General features: G+C 69.0%; 11 protein-coding genes. 7 read left to right on the top strand and 4 right to left on the bottom strand.

Going from position 1 to position 15,183, the window contains the following annotated elements; translation table 11 throughout:
* The first annotated feature begins 78 nt into the window (after window positions 1–78).
* Both ACYVGE_RS07370 and ACYVGE_RS07365 read left to right on the top strand, forming a co-directional pair.
* Window positions 79–1,773, top strand: a complete 1,695-nt coding sequence (locus tag ACYVGE_RS07370) for a hypothetical protein (RefSeq protein WP_460728543.1) — start codon at window positions 79–81, stop codon at window positions 1,771–1,773.
* A 150-nt stretch (window positions 1,774–1,923) separates the two neighbouring features.
* Window positions 1,924–2,679 carry a tetratricopeptide repeat protein gene (locus tag ACYVGE_RS07365; RefSeq protein WP_460728541.1) on the top strand — a complete coding sequence of 252 codons (756 nt, stop codon included), beginning with the start codon at window positions 1,924–1,926 and terminating at the stop codon, window positions 2,677–2,679.
* Window positions 2,680–2,759: 80 nt separating this feature from the next.
* On the opposite strand, the gene ppc is transcribed toward ACYVGE_RS07365, so the two are convergent.
* Together ppc and ACYVGE_RS07355 are read right to left on the bottom strand one after the other, a co-directional pair.
* Complete coding sequence (gene ppc, locus ACYVGE_RS07360) at window positions 2,760–5,549, bottom strand: phosphoenolpyruvate carboxylase (protein WP_460728539.1); 2,790 nt, start codon at window positions 5,547–5,549, stop codon at window positions 2,760–2,762.
* A gap of 274 nt (window positions 5,550–5,823) precedes the next feature.
* Window positions 5,824–7,188 (bottom strand): glutamate--cysteine ligase, encoded by a 1,365-nt coding sequence (locus ACYVGE_RS07355; RefSeq protein WP_460728537.1) that lies wholly within the window; start codon window positions 7,186–7,188, stop codon window positions 5,824–5,826.
* Between the two features lie 94 nt (window positions 7,189–7,282).
* Between ACYVGE_RS07355 and ACYVGE_RS07350 the strand changes: the two genes are divergently transcribed.
* The 3 genes from ACYVGE_RS07350 (at window position 7,283) to ACYVGE_RS07340 (ending at window position 11,752) form a co-directional block, all read left to right on the top strand.
* Complete coding sequence (locus tag ACYVGE_RS07350; protein WP_460728535.1) at window positions 7,283–8,860, top strand: peptide ABC transporter substrate-binding protein; 1,578 nt, start codon at window positions 7,283–7,285, stop codon at window positions 8,858–8,860.
* Complete coding sequence (locus ACYVGE_RS07345) at window positions 8,857–9,774, top strand: ABC transporter permease subunit (RefSeq protein ID WP_460728533.1); 918 nt, start codon at window positions 8,857–8,859, stop codon at window positions 9,772–9,774. Before ACYVGE_RS07350 ends, ACYVGE_RS07345 begins: the two co-directional genes overlap by 4 nt.
* A gap of 130 nt (window positions 9,775–9,904) precedes the next feature.
* Window positions 9,905–11,752 carry a glycoside hydrolase family 13 protein gene (locus tag ACYVGE_RS07340; RefSeq protein ID WP_460728531.1) on the top strand — a complete coding sequence of 616 codons (1,848 nt, stop codon included), beginning with the start codon at window positions 9,905–9,907 and terminating at the stop codon, window positions 11,750–11,752.
* A 30-nt stretch (window positions 11,753–11,782) separates the two neighbouring features.
* Here ACYVGE_RS07340 and ACYVGE_RS07335 read toward each other — a convergent pair whose 3' ends face one another.
* Both ACYVGE_RS07335 and yihA read right to left on the bottom strand, forming a co-directional pair.
* The gene (locus tag ACYVGE_RS07335) at window positions 11,783–12,418 is read right to left on the bottom strand and encodes a hypothetical protein (RefSeq protein ID WP_460728529.1); all 636 of its coding nucleotides are present in this window, start codon (window positions 12,416–12,418) and stop codon (window positions 11,783–11,785) included.
* 240 nt (window positions 12,419–12,658) lie between these two features.
* The gene (yihA, locus tag ACYVGE_RS07330; RefSeq protein WP_460728527.1) at window positions 12,659–13,288 is read right to left on the bottom strand and encodes a ribosome biogenesis GTP-binding protein YihA/YsxC; all 630 of its coding nucleotides are present in this window, start codon (window positions 13,286–13,288) and stop codon (window positions 12,659–12,661) included.
* A 260-nt stretch (window positions 13,289–13,548) separates the two neighbouring features.
* Between yihA and ACYVGE_RS07325 the strand changes: the two genes are divergently transcribed.
* Both ACYVGE_RS07325 and ACYVGE_RS07320 read left to right on the top strand, forming a co-directional pair.
* Window positions 13,549–14,331: a c-type cytochrome gene (locus ACYVGE_RS07325; protein WP_460728525.1), complete on the top strand. Its 783-nt coding sequence runs from the start codon at window positions 13,549–13,551 to the stop codon at window positions 14,329–14,331.
* 138 nt (window positions 14,332–14,469) lie between these two features.
* Window positions 14,470–15,111, top strand: coding sequence for a thiol:disulfide interchange protein DsbA/DsbL (locus tag ACYVGE_RS07320; RefSeq protein ID WP_460728523.1), 642 nt, complete (start codon window positions 14,470–14,472; stop codon window positions 15,109–15,111).
* Window positions 15,112–15,183: the final 72 nt, after the last annotated feature.

The raw sequence follows: 15,183 nt of genomic DNA, 5'->3' as shown, positions 1-15,183 counted from the left end.
GGATAGCGTTCGGGCACGCCGCTGTCCGACCAGCGGCCGGGCCCGCGTTTATGCCCATGCCACCCGCAGGAGCCCGCCATGCGCCGTGCATCCGCTTTCCCCGCGACTCCGTTCGTGATCGCGACTCCATTCCTGATCGCGACCCTGTTCGTGGTGCTGTTGCTGGCGCTGCTGGCCGCGTGCGAAGGCAACACCCCGCGGGATGCCGCGCCGGCTTCCCAGGTCGCCCTGTTCGAGAATTTCGGCGAACTGCATCGCGACATCGGCACGCGCGTGCCCGCCGCACAGCGCTACTTCGACCAGGGATTGCGCATGACCTACGGCTTCAACCACGAAGCCGCCGGACGCGCCTTCGCCGAAGCCGCGCGCCTGGACCCGTCGTGCGCGATCTGCGTCTGGGGCCAGGCCCTGGTGCTGGGGCCGAACATCAATCTCCCGATGCCTCCCGAAGCGGCCGCACCGGCCGCCACCCTGGCGCGGCGTGCATTGGAGCTGGCCGCGAACGCACAGCCGCGCGACCGCGCCCTGATCGAGGCGCTGCAGTTGCGCTATGCCGATCCCGCGCCGTCCGACCGCATGCCGCTCGACCAGGCGTATGCGACGGCGATGGCGGACGTGGTGCGGCGTTTCCCCGACGACGATGACGCCGCCACGCTCTATGCCGAGGCCTTGATGGACCTGTCGCCGTGGGCGTATTGGACCCGCGATGGCGCACCGACCGGACACACCAGCGAGATCACAACCACGCTCGAGCGCGTGCTCGCCCGCAATCCCGCGCATATCGGCGCGGTGCACTACTACATCCACGCGGTCGAGGCATCGAAGACGCCGCAGCGGGCCGAACACCTTGCCGACCAGCTGGCATCGCTCGCGCCCGGCTCGGGCCATCTCGTGCACATGCCCGCGCACATCTACATCCGCACCGGCCGCTATCACGACGCCACGCTCTCCAACTTCGCCGCCGCGACCGCCGACAAAGCGTTCCTCAGCGTGTGCAGCGGCAGCAATGGCCTCTATCCGCTGGGCTACGTGCCGCACAACTGGCACTTCGCGACGATGACCGCCGGCCTGCACGGTTCGCGCACACTGGCACTGCAAGCCGCGGAGCAGACCGCGCAACGCGCCGACCGGGGACGGCTCGAAGAGCTGGAATTCATGCAGCAGTACGTGGTGATGCCGCTATTCACCCAGGTGCGTTTTGGCCAGTGGGACGCGATCCTCGCGCAGGCGCAGCCCCCCGCGGCACTGCCTTATCCGACGGCGATCTGGCACTTCGCGCGGGGCATGGCACAGGTGCGCAAGGACGAGCTCCGCGCCGCTGCGAGTGAGTTGCAAGCGCTGCAGGCCGTGGCCAGGCAACCGATGGAGAAGCCGAAGCCCGGCAACAACGCGGCCAGCCGCCTGCTGCCGGTTGCCGAAGCCTTGTTGCGTGGCGAACTGGCGCTGCGGCGCGGCGACACGCGCCAGGGCATGGCCGCGCTGCGCGAGGCCGCGGCCGCCGAAGATCGCCTCGACTACAACGAACCCGCGGACTGGCCGCTGCCGGTGCGTCCCTACCTGGGCGCGGCATTGCTGCAGGCCGGGCACGCGCGCGAAGCCGCGCAGGCCTACGCCCAGGACCTCGAGACGTACCCGGACAACGGCTGGTCGCTGTTCGGACTCGCGCAGGCACAACGCGCCACTGGCGACACCGCGGCGGCGGCCGACAGCGAGCGCCGCTATCGCGCCGCCTGGCAGTGGGCGGACACGCCGCTCACGGCCTCGCGCTTCTAGGCCCGCGATGCTCCGCATGGAGCGCAGTGACCGCCGTCCCATGAACGCCACGCGCCCCGCCGCGAACCCCTGATCCACCACGACCGGACCGCTACAATCCTCCGCCCGCGGCGCGCCATCGCCGCGTGGTCATTTTGGGGGAGAACCGGCATGCCGATCCTGGGCCTTGGCCTGCACGTGGTCATCGCGATCTTCTTTGCCATGCACGCCGTGCGCAGCGGGCAGGAACGCTATTGGCTGATGATCCTGTTTGCATTCCCCGGGCTGGGCAGCCTGGTGTACGCGCTGACGGTCTGGCTGCCGTCCATGCGCTACACGCGCCATGGCCACGCGCTGGTGCGCGGCGTGAAGCAGGTGCTCGATCCGACCCGCGAGCTGCGTCGTGCGCAGGAGGCCTTCGAGGATTCCGCCACCACCGACAACCGCCTGCGCCTGGCCGATGCGCTGCTGGCCTCGGGTCGCGCGTCGGAAGCGGTGCCGCAGTACCAGTCCGCGCTGCGCGGCATCCACAGCGACGATCCGGACATCCAGGTGCGGCTGGCACGCGCGCTGCTGGAATCGGGCCACGCCACGCATGCCCGCGAGTTGCTCGACGAACTGATTCACAAGCGTCCCGGCTTCCGCTCGCAGGACGGCCATATCACCTATGCATGCGCAGCGGCCGCCGAAGGCGATCGCACCCGGGCGCGCAGCGAATTCGAGACGCTGATCGGCTACGCCAGCGGTTTCCAGGCGCACGTGCGCTATGCCGAGGTCTTGCAGGGCTGGGGCGAACTCGACAAGGCGCGTGGCCTGTGCGAACAGGTGTTGTCGCGTGCCAGGCGCATGCCGGGCTACGCGCGCCGCCTCAACAAGCCGGAACTGGATCGGCTCAAGCAGTTGTCCGCGCAGCTCGCGAAAGCGTAAGCCCGCTTCGCCTTACCCCCTCCCCCGCAACGCGGGGGAGGGCTGGGGTGGGGGCACGACGTCCTGGCGCCGCGCAATATCTAGCCCGTGTTCTGGATGCCCGCCGCGATGCCGTTCACCGTCGCGATCAGCGTTTGCAGCATGGCATCGTCCACGCTGCCGCCCGCGCGCCAGCGCGCGAGCAGGTCGACCTGGAGCACGCTGATCGGATCGAGGTAGGGATTGCGCAGGCGGATCGAGCGAGCCAGGCGCGGGTCGTCGGCGAGCAGCTCGGTGCTGCCCTTGATTGCGAACACCGCATCGCGCGTGCGCTCGAACTCGGCGGCGATGCGCGGATGGAACTGCGCGTGCAGGTCGCCCTGCGGCAGTTGGCTCGCGAGCAGCGAGTAACGCTCGAAGATGCCGGGGTCCGACTTCGCCAGCACCATCTCGACGTCGTCGACCAGCGTGTTGAAGAACGGCCAGTCGCGGGCCATTTCCGCCAGCGTCCCGACGCCGTGCCGTTGCAGCGCGCGTTGCAGCGCGGTGCCGACGCCGTACCACGCGGTGAGGCCGGAGCGGTTCTGTGCCCACGCGAACACCCATGGGATCGCACGCAGCGCGGCGATGCCCGGTGGCCGCACCACGCCGACGCCACCGGCGCGCTTGCTCGGCCGTGAGCCGATGCGCAGGCATTCGATCACGTCGATCGGGGTCGCCGCGCGAAAGTACGCGGGGAAATCGGGATCGTCGTGCACCAGGGCGCGGTAATGTGCGCGCGAGTCGCGCGCGAGTTCGGTCGCCAGCGCGCGCCAGCCGTCTTCGCGCGGTTCGGGCACGCGCGGCCGCAGCGTCGCCCGCAGCACCGCGCCGGTGGTCTGTTCGAGATTGCGCAGCGCGATCGCGCGGATGCCGTACTTGCGGTGGATGACTTCGCCCTGCTCGGTCAGGCGCAGGTAGCCGTCCACCGAACCGCGCGGCGCGGCGATCACGGCGCGTTCGGTCTTGCCGCCACCGCGGCTGATCGAACCGCCGCGGCCATGGAAGAACGCGATCTGCACGCCGCTGTCGCTTGCGAGCCTGGTCAGCGCGACCTGCGTCCGCTGCAGCGCCCAGCGCGATGCGAGAAGGCCGCCATCCTTGGCGCTGTCGGAATAGCCGAGCATCACCACCTGGCGCTGGCCGCGCGAGGCAAGGTGTTCGCGGTACAGCGGGTCGGCGAACAGCGCGCGCAGTGTGTCCTCGGCGGCGTCGAGGTCGTCCACGGTTTCGAACAGCGGGGCGATGTCGAGCGGGACGGCGCCGCGCCTTTCATTGGCCGGGGTTTCATTGGAATGTTCCACACAGCCGGCGATGCGCGCGAGCGCCAGCACCGACAACGCATCGGTGGCGTTGCGGCTCATGCTGATGATGTAGGGACCGAAGGCGCGTTCGCCGTAGCGCGGCCGCAACGCCGCCACGGCGCGGAACACCTCGAGGGTGGACTGCGAAGTGGCATTGCCTTGCGAGGAAACCCCCTCGTCCCGCAGCAGGCGGTGCAGGCGCTGCGTGCGCGCCTCCACGCTGCGCCCCGACCAGTCCGCGTCTTCGAGCAGGGCCGCGATGGCCGCGTCGTGCGTGGCCGAGTCCTGGCGCAGGTCGAGGCTGGCGAGATGGAAACCGAAACAGGCCACGCGTCGCCGCAGGCGCCGCACGGCGAAGCCGCCGGCGTGCTCGCCGCGGTGCGCGCGCAGGCTGTCCTCGATCAGCGCGATGTCGGCCTGGAACTCGGCGGCATCGGCGTAGGCCTCGGGCTCATCGTGCAGCGTCGCCCACAGGCGTTCGTAGATGAAGGTGAGCAGCTTGCGATACGGCATGTCGGCATGCCTGGGACGCAGCTTCGCCGCCGCCTGCGGCATGTGCTCGAGATAGAAGCCGATGCGGGCGAGCAGTGCGTCCGACACGCCCACGCGCGTGAGCGACTGGCTCAGTGCTTCGCCCAGCGAGAGCAGGTCGCGCCGGTACGCGGCGAGCACCAGCGCGCGCTGGCCGGCGAGCGCGGCGGTGATGGTCTCGGCGCCGACGTTGGGATTGCCGTCCATGTCGCCGCCGACCCAGCTGCCGAAGCCGAGCACGTCGGGTATCGGCGCGTCGCCATAGGTGTCGTGCAACGCATCCTCGAACACTTCGTAGAACACCGGCAGCACGCGGTACAGCACGTCCGACAGGTAGTAGCCGACGTGCTGGAACTCGTCGGCGACGCTGGGCTTGGCCGGCGGCGCCTCCGCGGTCTGCCAGCTCGTGGTCAGTGCCAGGCGGATGCGCTCGCGGTCGGCGCGGCGTTCGGCGGGAGTGCGGCCGCGGTCGATGTCGCCGATCAGGCAGGTGACGATCTCGCGCTCCTTCTTCAGCAGCGCACGGCGCACGGCCTCGGTGGGATGCGCGGTGAACACCGGCTCGACGCGCAGGCGCGGCAGCAGCGCGAGCAGCTCCTCGCGGCTGACGCCCTGGCGCGCGAGTCCGCGTAGCACCTCGCGCAGCCCGCCCGGTTGCGGCGCTGCCGCCTGGCGTTCGTAGTCGCGGCGGCGACGGATGCGATGCACGCGCTCGGCGAGGTTCACCGCCTGGAAGTAGGTGGCGAAGGCGCGGACCAGGTCGCTGGCATGCTCGAGTTCGATGCCCTGCAGCACCTCGGCGATTTCCGCGACGGGCGCGTTGCTCTCGCGGCGGCCGATCGCGGCGCGGCGCAGGCGCTCGACTTCCCCGAGGAACTCCGGCGAACGCTGCTCGGCGAGGATCTCGCCCACCAGCGCGCCGAGCATGTTCACGTCCTCGCGCAGCAACGTATCGGTGGCGGCGAACTCGACGGTGCGCAGGGGTTCCGGAGTCATCGCGGCGACAGGCTCGGTCATCCCGCGAGTCTAGGACGGATCATGCTGCGTGGCAGCATGATTTTCAGTTGCTACGATCTTCCTCTCTCTTCTCCCCGCCTGCGGGGAGAAGCTGCCCGCAGGGCAGATGAGGGGGAGCGAGCGCAGCGAGCTGCTTTTAGGTTTGAGAGGAAGCAACAGCAGGAGCACGGCTCGCTGCGCTCGCCGCCCCTCTCTCGCCTTCGGCGTTCTCTCCCCGCACGCGGGGAGAGGGGAAATACATGGCGGGGGGAGGGATCGCCGCGGCGGCGAATTTCTAGTAGGCGAACTCGCGGAACACGTGGTCGATGTTGCCGCCCCACTCGCCATGGAACATCGCGAGCTTGCGCTCGGCCGGGGTTTCGTTGGCCTCGGCGAACTCGATCAGCGGCTCGAGGAAGCGGCTTTCGTCGGTGCCCTGGCTGTTCAGGCGCGCGCGGCGCTGCAGGCCGCCGACCGCGATCTTCACTGCCTCCAGCGCGAGGTCGCGCACGCTGCCACCGCGGAACGGCAGTTTCAATGCGTGCTTCGGCACGCCATCGCGCAGTGCATTGCGCTCGGCGAGGCTGAAGTCCTTGACCAGGTCCCATGCGGCATCCAGCGCGGCATCGTCGTAGAGCAGGCCGACCCAGAAGGCGGGCAGCGCGCACAGGCGATTCCACGGCCCACCGTCGGCGCCGCGCATCTCCAGGTACTTCTTCAGGCGCACTTCCGGGAACGCGGTGGTCATGTGGTCGGACCAGTCGCGCAGGGTCGGCAGCACGCCGGGCAGCACGTCGAGTTCACCGCGCAGGAACTTGCGGAACGACTTGCCGCTGGCGTCGACGTACTCGCCGTCGCGGTAGGAGAAGTACATCGGTACGTCGAGCAGGTAGTCGACGTAGCGCTCGAAGCCGAAGCCGTCCTCGAACACGAAGTCGAGCATGCCGGTGCGGTCGGGATCGGTGTCGGTCCAGATGTGCGAGCGGTACGAGAGGTAGCCGTTGGGCTTGCCTTCGGTAAACGGCGAATCGGCGAACAGCGCGGTGGCGATCGGCTGCAGCGCCAGCGACACGCGGAACTTCTTCACCATGTCGGCTTCGCTGCTGAAGTCGAGGTTGACCTGCACCGTGCAGGTGCGCGTCATCATGTCCAGGCCGAGGTCGCCGCGCTTGGGCATGTACTCGCGCATGATCTTGTAGCGGCCCTTGGGCATCCACGGCATCTCGTCGCGGCGCCACTTGGGCTGGAAGCCCATGCCGAGGAAGCCCAGCTGCAGTTCGTCGGCGACGGCTTTCACCTCCTTGAGGTGGCTGCCGACTTCCATGCAGGTCTGGTGGATGTTTTCCAGCGGCGCACCGGAGAGCTCGAGCTGGCCGGCCGGCTCGAGCGTAACCGAGGCGCCATCCTTGAGCAGCGCGATGGTGCGGCCGTGCTCGTCCACCGGCGCCCAGCCGAATCGGGTCAGGCCGGTGAGCAGCGCCTCGATGCCGCGCTCGCCATCGAAGGTCGGTGGCCGCAGGTCGTCGAGGCGGAAGCCGAACTTCTCGTGCTCGGTGCCGATGCGCCAGTCCTCACGCGGCCGGCTGCCACTGGCGAGGTACTCGACCAGTTCGCGGTGGTCCGTGATCGGTGATTCGGCGACGTTGCTGGGGCTCGACATGGGGCCGCTCTTCCTGGAGACGTGGGGTGTTTCGACGAACACGATATGGGGCCGCTGCCCTAACATCGCAATCGATGAAGCATAGCCCGGCCCCATGACGCGATTGCCCGCCCTGCTGCTGTGGCTGTGTTCCAGCGCTGCGTTCGCCTCGCCCCCCGTGCAACTGGAAAGGGGCAACGGCCCCGAACCCGCCACGCTCGATGCGCATCGCTGCCAGGAAGTCGCCTGCGGCAACGTGCTGCGGGATCTGTACGAAGGCCTGGTGACCGAGGATGCGCGGGGCCGGCTGATCCCCGGCATGGCGGAACGCTGGACGGTATCTCGCGATGGCCGCGTGTGGACCTTCGCCCTGCGCCCGGGCCTGCGCTGGAGCAACGGCGAAGCCCTGGATGCAACGCAGGTCGTGGCCAGCTTCCGCCGCGCCTTCGCCCCGGCGACCGCGGCGCCGTTCGGCGAACTGTTCGATGCCTTGCATGGCGCCCGCGCGGTCCAGGCCGGCGAGGTGCCGCCGGCGTCGCTCGGCGTCGCCGCGCCGGACGCGCGCACGGTGGTGTTCACCCTGGATCGCAGCGCACCGCTGCCGGCGCTGTTGACCCTGCCGATCGCATTCCCGGTGTACCTGCCCGCGGTGGAGCAGTACGGCGCTCAGCACACGCGCCCGGGGCAGCTGGTGTCGAACGGCGCGTACCGGCTGGCGGCGTGGACGCCGCAGGCAAACCTGGTGGTTGAACGCAACACTCACTTCCATGGCGCGCGCGACGTGGCGATCGAGCGCGTGCGTTTCCATGTCACCGAGGACGCCGCCGCGGAACTGCAGCGCTTCGCCGCGGGCGACCTGCACGTCACCGAGGTGGTGCCGCCGCAACCCCTGGAGGCATTGCGCACGCGCTTCGGCCCGCAGCTGCGGATCTCCCCGTACATCGGCGCGTTCTGGCTTGGCATGAATCTGACCCGGCCACCGCTGCGCGACAACCCGACACTGCGCCGTGCACTGGCCATGGCGGTGGATCGAGACAAGCTCACCCGCTACATCACCGGCCTCGGCGAACAACCCGCGTACGGGGTCGTGCCGCCACGCATCGCGGGCTACACGCCCGCGTCGACGACGTGGGCAACGCTGTCGCAACCGCAACGCGAAGCGCAGGCCCGCGCCCTGTATCGCGCCGCGGGCTATTCGGCGCAGCACCCGCTGGAGATCGAGCTGCGCTACAACACCTCCACGCCGCACCGGCGCATGGCATTGGCCGTCGCGGCGATGTGGCGCGACGTGCTGGGCGCGCGGGTGCGGCTACGCAACGAGGAATGGAAGGTGTTCGTCGGCAACCGCAAGCAGCGCGTGATCACCCAGGTGTTCCGCGGCGGCTGGATCGCGGACGTGCCGGACGCGCGCAACTTCCTCGCCGCGTTCGGCAGCGACGGGCCGCTGAACTGGCCCGGCTATGACGATGCGGGTTTCCGCGAACGGCTGGCGAAGTCGGATGCCGCGAATACCGAAGCCGCGCGCAACGCCTGGCTGCGCGCGGCCGAGCAGCGGCTGTTGAATGCCGACGCCGTGGTGCCGCTGTACTTCTACACGTCCAAGCATCTGGTCAGCGCGCAGGTACGCGGCTTCGAGGCGAATGCGCTGGACCGGCACGCGAGCCGCTGGCTGTCGCTGGGAGCGGCGCCTTGAAGCGCTTCGCCGCGCGCTGCCTGGAAGCGCTCATCACCCTGTGGCTGCTGGCAACGCTGTGCTTCGTGCTGCTGCGCGCCGCGCCGGGTGGTCCGTTCGACAGCGAGAAGGCCGCGCCGCCGGAAGTGCAGGCAGCACTCGCCACGCAGTACCGGCTCGATCGGCCACTGTTCGCGCAGTACGGCGCGTGGCTGGGCGATGTCGCGCGTGGCGATCTCGGCCCGTCGTTCCAGTATCCCGACTACAGCGTCAACCAGCTGGTCGCGAGCGCGTTGCCGGTGTCCGCGCTCAACGGCGGGCTCGCCCTGCTGCTGGCGCTGGCATTGGGCATTCCACTGGGCATATGGTCGGCGCTGCACGCGGGGCGCTGGCTCGATCGCGGGCTGATGTTCGTCGCCGGGCTCGGCCTGGCGGTGCCGAAGTTCGTCGCCGCGCCGCTGCTGGTGCTGTTGTTCGCGGTGACGCTGCACTGGCTGCCGGCCGGCGGCTGGGGCGAATGGAAGAACATCGTGCTGCCGGTGGTCGCGCTGGCGCTGCCCAACCTCGCCTACTGCGCGCGGCTCACCCGCGCGTCGATGCTGGAAACGCTGTCCGCGGACTACCTGCGCGCCGCGCGCGCACGCGGCCTGTCCGAAGCACGCCTGTTGTTCGCGCATGCGCTGAAGCCGGCGCTGCTGCCGGTGGTGGCGTGGCTGTCGCCGGCACTGATCAATGTGGTCACCGGCTCGGCCGTGGTCGAACAGGTCTTCGGCATCCCCGGCATGGGCCGCTACTTCGTGCAGGGCGCGCTCAATCGCGACTACACCCTGGTGCTGGGCGTGGTGCTGGTGGTGGGCGCGCTGATCGTGCTGATCAACACGCTGGTGGATGCCGTGCGCGGCTGGCTCGATCCGCGCCTGGACGCCGCGGACTGAGGCATGCCGATGGGACTCGTGCATGTGGCCGATGATTACGTTTGCAATGCCGCGACCCCGCGGGGCGGACGCGGCGCGCGCCCCTAGAATCGGTTTGCGCCAATCCGGCGCTTCCCCTCGGGAATCGCGCATGAGGCTGCTGGTCACGCTGTGCATGGCGTTGTTGTTCAGTACCGCCGCCAATGCGCGCGAATTCGCCATCGACCACCTCGAACCCGCCAGCTGGTGGGTCGGCATGAAGCACGACCGCGTCGAGCTGATGGTGCACGGCGACGGCATCGCGATGCTCACCCCACGACTGGCGCATCCCGGCGTGTCCATCACCGGCGTGGAAAAGACCGGGAACCCCAATTACCTCTTCGTCACCCTGGCCATTGCTGCCGACGCGAAGCCCGGTGCGTTGGAGATCGAGTTCCTTGACGGCGCGAAGGTCGCGCTGCGGCATCCCTGGCGACTGGACGCACGCGAAGCCGGTTCGGCGCAGCGCCATGGCTTCGATGCCGCCGACGCGATCTACCTCGTCACCCCGGACCGCTTCGCCAACGCCGAGCCGGGCAACGACAGCGTCGCGGGCATGGTGGAGCGTGCCAATCGCGCCGATGCCAACGGCCGCCACGGCGGCGACATCGCCGGCATCCGCCGACATCTGGATTACATCGCCGGCATGGGCTTCACCCAGTTGTGGCCGACGCCGCTGCTGGAGAACAACCAGCCCGGGTACTCCTACCACGGCTATGCGATCACCGATCTGTACCGAACCGATCCGCGCTTCGGCAGCAACGAGGACTACCGCGCGCTGTCGCGCGAGGCGCGTCGGCATGGCCTGGGCCTGATCATGGACGTGGTGCTCAATCACGTCGGCGACCACCATTGGTGGATGGCCGACCCGCCCGCGCCGGACTGGTTCAACCGCACCGCCGGCTACGCCGGGACCAACAATCGCCGCACCACCGTGCAGGATCCCCATGCGGCGCCGGAGGACAAGGCGCTGTTCGTCGAAGGCTGGTTCGTCAAGTCGATGCCCGACCTCAACCAGCGCAACCCGCACCTTGCCACGTACCTGATCCAGAACACGCTGTGGTGGATCGAATACGCGGGGCTGACCGGCATCCGCGAGGACACCTTCGGCTACGCCGATACCGCCTTCCTCAGTGCGTGGGGTCGCGCGGTGATGGACGAGTACCCGGACTTCGCGATGGTCGGCGAGGAATGGAGCGCGAACCCGGCGATCGTCGCGCACTGGCAACGCGGCAAGGTCAATCCGGACGGCCACGTGCCGTACATGCCGAGCATGATGGATTTCCCGTTGCAGATCGCCCTGCGCACGGCGCTGGCCCAACCGGAGGGATGGGACAGCGGCTGGATCGGTTTGTACGAGATGCTGGCCAACGATTTCCTGTATCCGGATCCGGGCCGGCTGGTGGTGTTCGCCGAGAACCACGACTCCGCGCGCATGCTCGCCCACCTCGGCGGCGACGTCGCGCTGTGGAAGCTGGCGATGGCCTACGTCGCCACGGTGCGCGGCACGCCGCAGTTCTATTACGGCTCGGAAGTGCTGCTGCAGGGCCCGCGCGAACGCAACGACGGCGAGCTGCGCGCCGACATGCCCGGGGGTTGGGCCGGCGATGCCGGCAACGCCTTCACCGGCAAGGGCCTGTCGCCGGCGCAGCGCGACGCGCAGCAATACGTGCGCGCGCTGTTCAACTGGCGCAAACGCTCGCCGGCCGTGCAGCACGGCAAGTTGCAGCACTTCGCCCCCGCCGATGGCGTCTACGTGTATTTCCGCTACGACGGCCAGGACACCGTGATGGTGGCACTGAACAGGAATCCTGGCACCACGTCATTGGCGCTGGATCGCTTCGCCGATTTCATCCCTGCCGGCAGCCGCGGGCACGATGCCCTCACCGGCAAGCCGATCGTGCTGGGTGCAGCGCTGCAGTTGGCGGGCGAGTCGGCGACAATCATCCAAATCGACTGACGTCGTCGCGCGCATGAGGCGGCTTGCCGGCTATTTGTTCGCCGGTACGTCGCCTGTTGCCGGTGCCGCCTTCTGGCGAAGTTGTGCGATGTAGGCGAGCTCGTTCTGAGCCAGCTTGTCGTCGCGGTCCAGCTCGAGGCACGCGTGGAATTTGGCCTCGGCATCATCGAGGCGACCCAGTTCGATCAGTGCGAACCCGTGCATGCGTCGCGCGCGGCCCAACGAAAGCTTGCGCTCGGCTTCCGGCGAGAACGCCACGGCATCTTCCGCCGCGATCGCGCTGCCCAGCATGCCGGGCCAATCTTTAAGGCCTTTCTGCACGGCCGCCAGTTCCGACAGGTACGCGCTGTTGTAAGGCGATATCGCAATGGCTTGCTCGAGTTCGGCCTTGGCTTCAGTCAGCCTGCCGCGTTCGACCAAGGCATAGCCCTTCAGGTAATGAGCCAGTGGCCAGGCATCGGATGGCAGGATCTTGGCGTTGGCTTTGGTTGCCCTACCGGCATCCATGTCAGTGGCGGCAAGCAGCAGATAGGCGAGTTGCTCTCCTGAGTCGCGGGCGGCGTACCAGCGCGTAGGGCCGTTGCCGTAGCGCACCTGAAACTGTGCCAGTGCGGCGTCGAGCAGGGGTAGCGCCGCTTCGGGCTTGCCAGCCTGCAGCAGGCGCACTGGTTCGACCAACAGAGCGTCGTCGGCCTGCGCCTGGGCGGCGTTCTCGGCCTGGGCAGGCGCCGTTGGCGGCGCGGTGGTAACGGTCCCGGCTGCACGCTCAGGCGCGGCCAGCGGAGTGGCCGCCACTAGGGTCGGCACAAGCAGGAGACCCGGCAGCAGAAGTCGGTTCGGACGATTCAAGTGGAAGGCTCCCAGGCTGGAAGTAATGATCGCGGTTGCGTGAGCGTATGGCCGCGGCTACAGCTCCAGCCAGCGCGCGACCACGGCGCGCGCCTCGTCCACGCCCTGCTTCGATTCGCCCGAGAACGTCTGCACGCTCACCGTGTCGCCGTAGGCGCGCGACAGTTCCATCCGCACGGCCTGCAGGGTGTTGCCGGCCGCACCACGGCTGAGCTTGTCGGCCTTGGTCAGCAGCACGTGCGCGGGGAGGTCGCGACGCACGGCGTAACCGAGCATCTGCCGGTCGTAGTCCTTGAGCGGGTGGCGGATATCCATCACCACGACCAGCCCGCGCAGGGCCTGGCGGGTCGCGAAATAGCTCTCGATGAAGGCCTGCCAGTGCGCCTGCAGCTCCTGCGGGACCTTGGCGTAGCCGTAGCCGGGCAGGTCGACCAGGTACTTCTCGACGGCTGGATTGCTTGCGGTCGGCGTGAAATCGAAAAACACCAGCTGCTGGGTCCGGCCCGGAGTCTTGGACACCCGCGCGAGCGCGTTCTGCTGGCAGATCGCATTGAGCGCGCTGGACTTGCCGGCATTGGAACGGCCGGCAAAGGCGACCTCGAGGCCGCCGTCGGCAGGCAACTGGCGTGGGTTGTGCGCCGCGAGCAGGTAGCGGGCGCGGGCGAAATGGTTGGGGACGGTGGCCATGCGGTACAGGATCGCACGGGCCGCCCGCGTGTGGCCCGATGAGCCGGCATGGGTGATGCCGCGCGCGCGGCCGAGGATGGCAAGGCGTCGGCGCTTCCTGCTCTGATCGGCCGGCCGGACCGGTACGGCCGACCCACTGGATTGGCGCGGGCGGGTGCTCTGAGCTCTTCGGGTTTGACCGTCCCGCGGCCGGCAACGATAATTTCGCGGTTTCGACGCCCGCATCCGGGCGTCCCTCAAGCATTTCCGGAGCCCAGCTCATGCGCCACGCCCGCGTCCTCGGCCTCGTCGGTTTCGCTGCACTCGCAGCCGCCGCCGTTGCCTTCGCCCAAGCCACGGTCACCCCGGTGCCGGACAACGCACCCGTGCAGACCGCGCCGCTGGTCGAGAAGCCGGCGACCTGGGGCGACGTGAAGGCAGGTGCCGCCAAGGCCGGCACCTGCGCGGCCTGCCACGGCCTCGACGGCAACCCGACCGATCCGCAGTACCCGCGCCTGGCCGGCATGCCGGAGCGTTACATCGCCCACCAGATCGCGCTGCTCAAGAGCGGCGAGCGCAACACCGGCATGGCCGCGGTGATGAAGCCCTTCGCCGACCAGCTGACCGCGCAGGACGCCCGCGACCTGGGCGCCTACTTCGCCACCCAGAAGGCCGGAGCCGGCGTCGCCGACGACACCGTGATCGCCAGCGGTCCGAACAAGGACAAGAAGTTCTACGAAGTCGGCGAGCAGCTGTTCCGCAGCGGCGACAAGGCCCGCGGCATCCCGGCGTGCATGGCCTGCCACGGTCCGGTCGGCGCCGGCAATCCGGGCCCGGCCTATCCGGCCGTCGCCGGCCAGCAGGCCGCCTACGTGCAGCGTCGCCTCGAGGAATACCGCACCGGCACCACCACGCAGAAGGATGCGCACCTGTTCAAGGTGATGGCCACCGTCGCCGGCAAGCTGACCGACGAGGAAATCGGCTCGTTGTCGACCTACGTGCAGGGCCTGCACCCGCGCGCCGCCGAGGCGATGGCGGAAGCGGCGCCTGCCGCCGCCCACTGAACCGTGCACTGAACTTCGCTACCGGCGCACGGTCACAATCGACTTCGCTGTTGTTCAATACGCCGACCGTGCCGCCACGGTCGGCGTTTTCATTTCCACTATTTTCATTCCACCCTTCGCATACCAAGCCCGCCTCCCATGACCTTCCGTCTGAGCCTCCTGCTTGCGCTGCTGCTTCCGGTCAGCGTCCTTGCCGCCCCGCCCGCCGCACCGGTCGAGGGCACCGATTACGAAGTGATCGCGGACGGCGTGGCTTTCGAACCCGTCGCCGGCCGCATCGAGGTAGCCGAGGTCTTCGGCTACACCTGCCCCCACTGCGCCCACTTCGAACCGGAGGTGCAGGCATGGAAGGCCAAACAACCCAAGGACGTGAAGTTCACCCCCGTCCCCGCGCCCTTCGGCGGTTATTGGACGGCCTTTGCCCGCGCCTATTTCGCGGCCAAGACGCTCGGGGTCGCCGATCGCTCGCATGAGGCGGTATTCCGCGCCGTGCATGAGGACGGCACCTTGCCGCGCAATCCCACCGATGACGAGCTGGCGGCGTTCTATGCCCAGTTCGGCGTGCCGGCGGCGCGTTTCGTCGCCACCCTCAACGGCCCGGCCGTCGAAGCGGCAATGCAGCAGGCGGGAGTCTTCGTCCAGCGCAACGGCGTGGAGGGCACGCCGACGATGATCGTCGCCGGCAAGTACCGGGTGATCGCGCCGACGCATGCCGAGGTCCTGCGCGTGGTCGACCAGCTGGTGGCGCGGGAACGCGCCGCGGCCAAGTCGCGGCGCTGAATCGCGGCCGGAAGCGGCTGATCGCGTCCACACACCCCCGCCCGTTGGCGCTCGCTATCCTTGCGGCCTCGC

The sequence above is a fragment of the Lysobacter rhizosphaerae genome, from assembly GCF_054779795.1.
Note: the sequence above shows the minus strand (reverse complement) of the source record. Positions and strands in the feature narration are given on the sequence as shown.

Excerpts from the sequence above, each read along its gene's own strand:
- ACYVGE_RS07370 (WP_460728543.1), top strand. The coding sequence starts at position 79 with ATGCGCCGTGCATCCGCTTTCCCCGCGACTCCGTTCGTGATCGCGACT.
- ACYVGE_RS07365 (WP_460728541.1), top strand. The coding sequence starts at position 1,924 with ATGCCGATCCTGGGCCTTGGCCTGCACGTGGTCATCGCGATCTTCTTT.
- ppc (WP_460728539.1), bottom strand. The coding sequence starts at position 5,549 with ATGACCGAGCCTGTCGCCGCGATGACTCCGGAACCCCTGCGCACCGTC.
- ACYVGE_RS07355 (WP_460728537.1), bottom strand. The coding sequence starts at position 7,188 with ATGTCGAGCCCCAGCAACGTCGCCGAATCACCGATCACGGACCACCGC.
- ACYVGE_RS07350 (WP_460728535.1), top strand. The coding sequence starts at position 7,283 with ATGACGCGATTGCCCGCCCTGCTGCTGTGGCTGTGTTCCAGCGCTGCG.
- ACYVGE_RS07340 (WP_460728531.1), top strand. The coding sequence starts at position 9,905 with ATGAGGCTGCTGGTCACGCTGTGCATGGCGTTGTTGTTCAGTACCGCC.
- yihA (WP_460728527.1), bottom strand. The coding sequence starts at position 13,288 with ATGGCCACCGTCCCCAACCATTTCGCCCGCGCCCGCTACCTGCTCGCG.
- ACYVGE_RS07325 (WP_460728525.1), top strand. The coding sequence starts at position 13,549 with ATGCGCCACGCCCGCGTCCTCGGCCTCGTCGGTTTCGCTGCACTCGCA.
- ACYVGE_RS07320 (WP_460728523.1), top strand. The coding sequence starts at position 14,470 with ATGACCTTCCGTCTGAGCCTCCTGCTTGCGCTGCTGCTTCCGGTCAGC.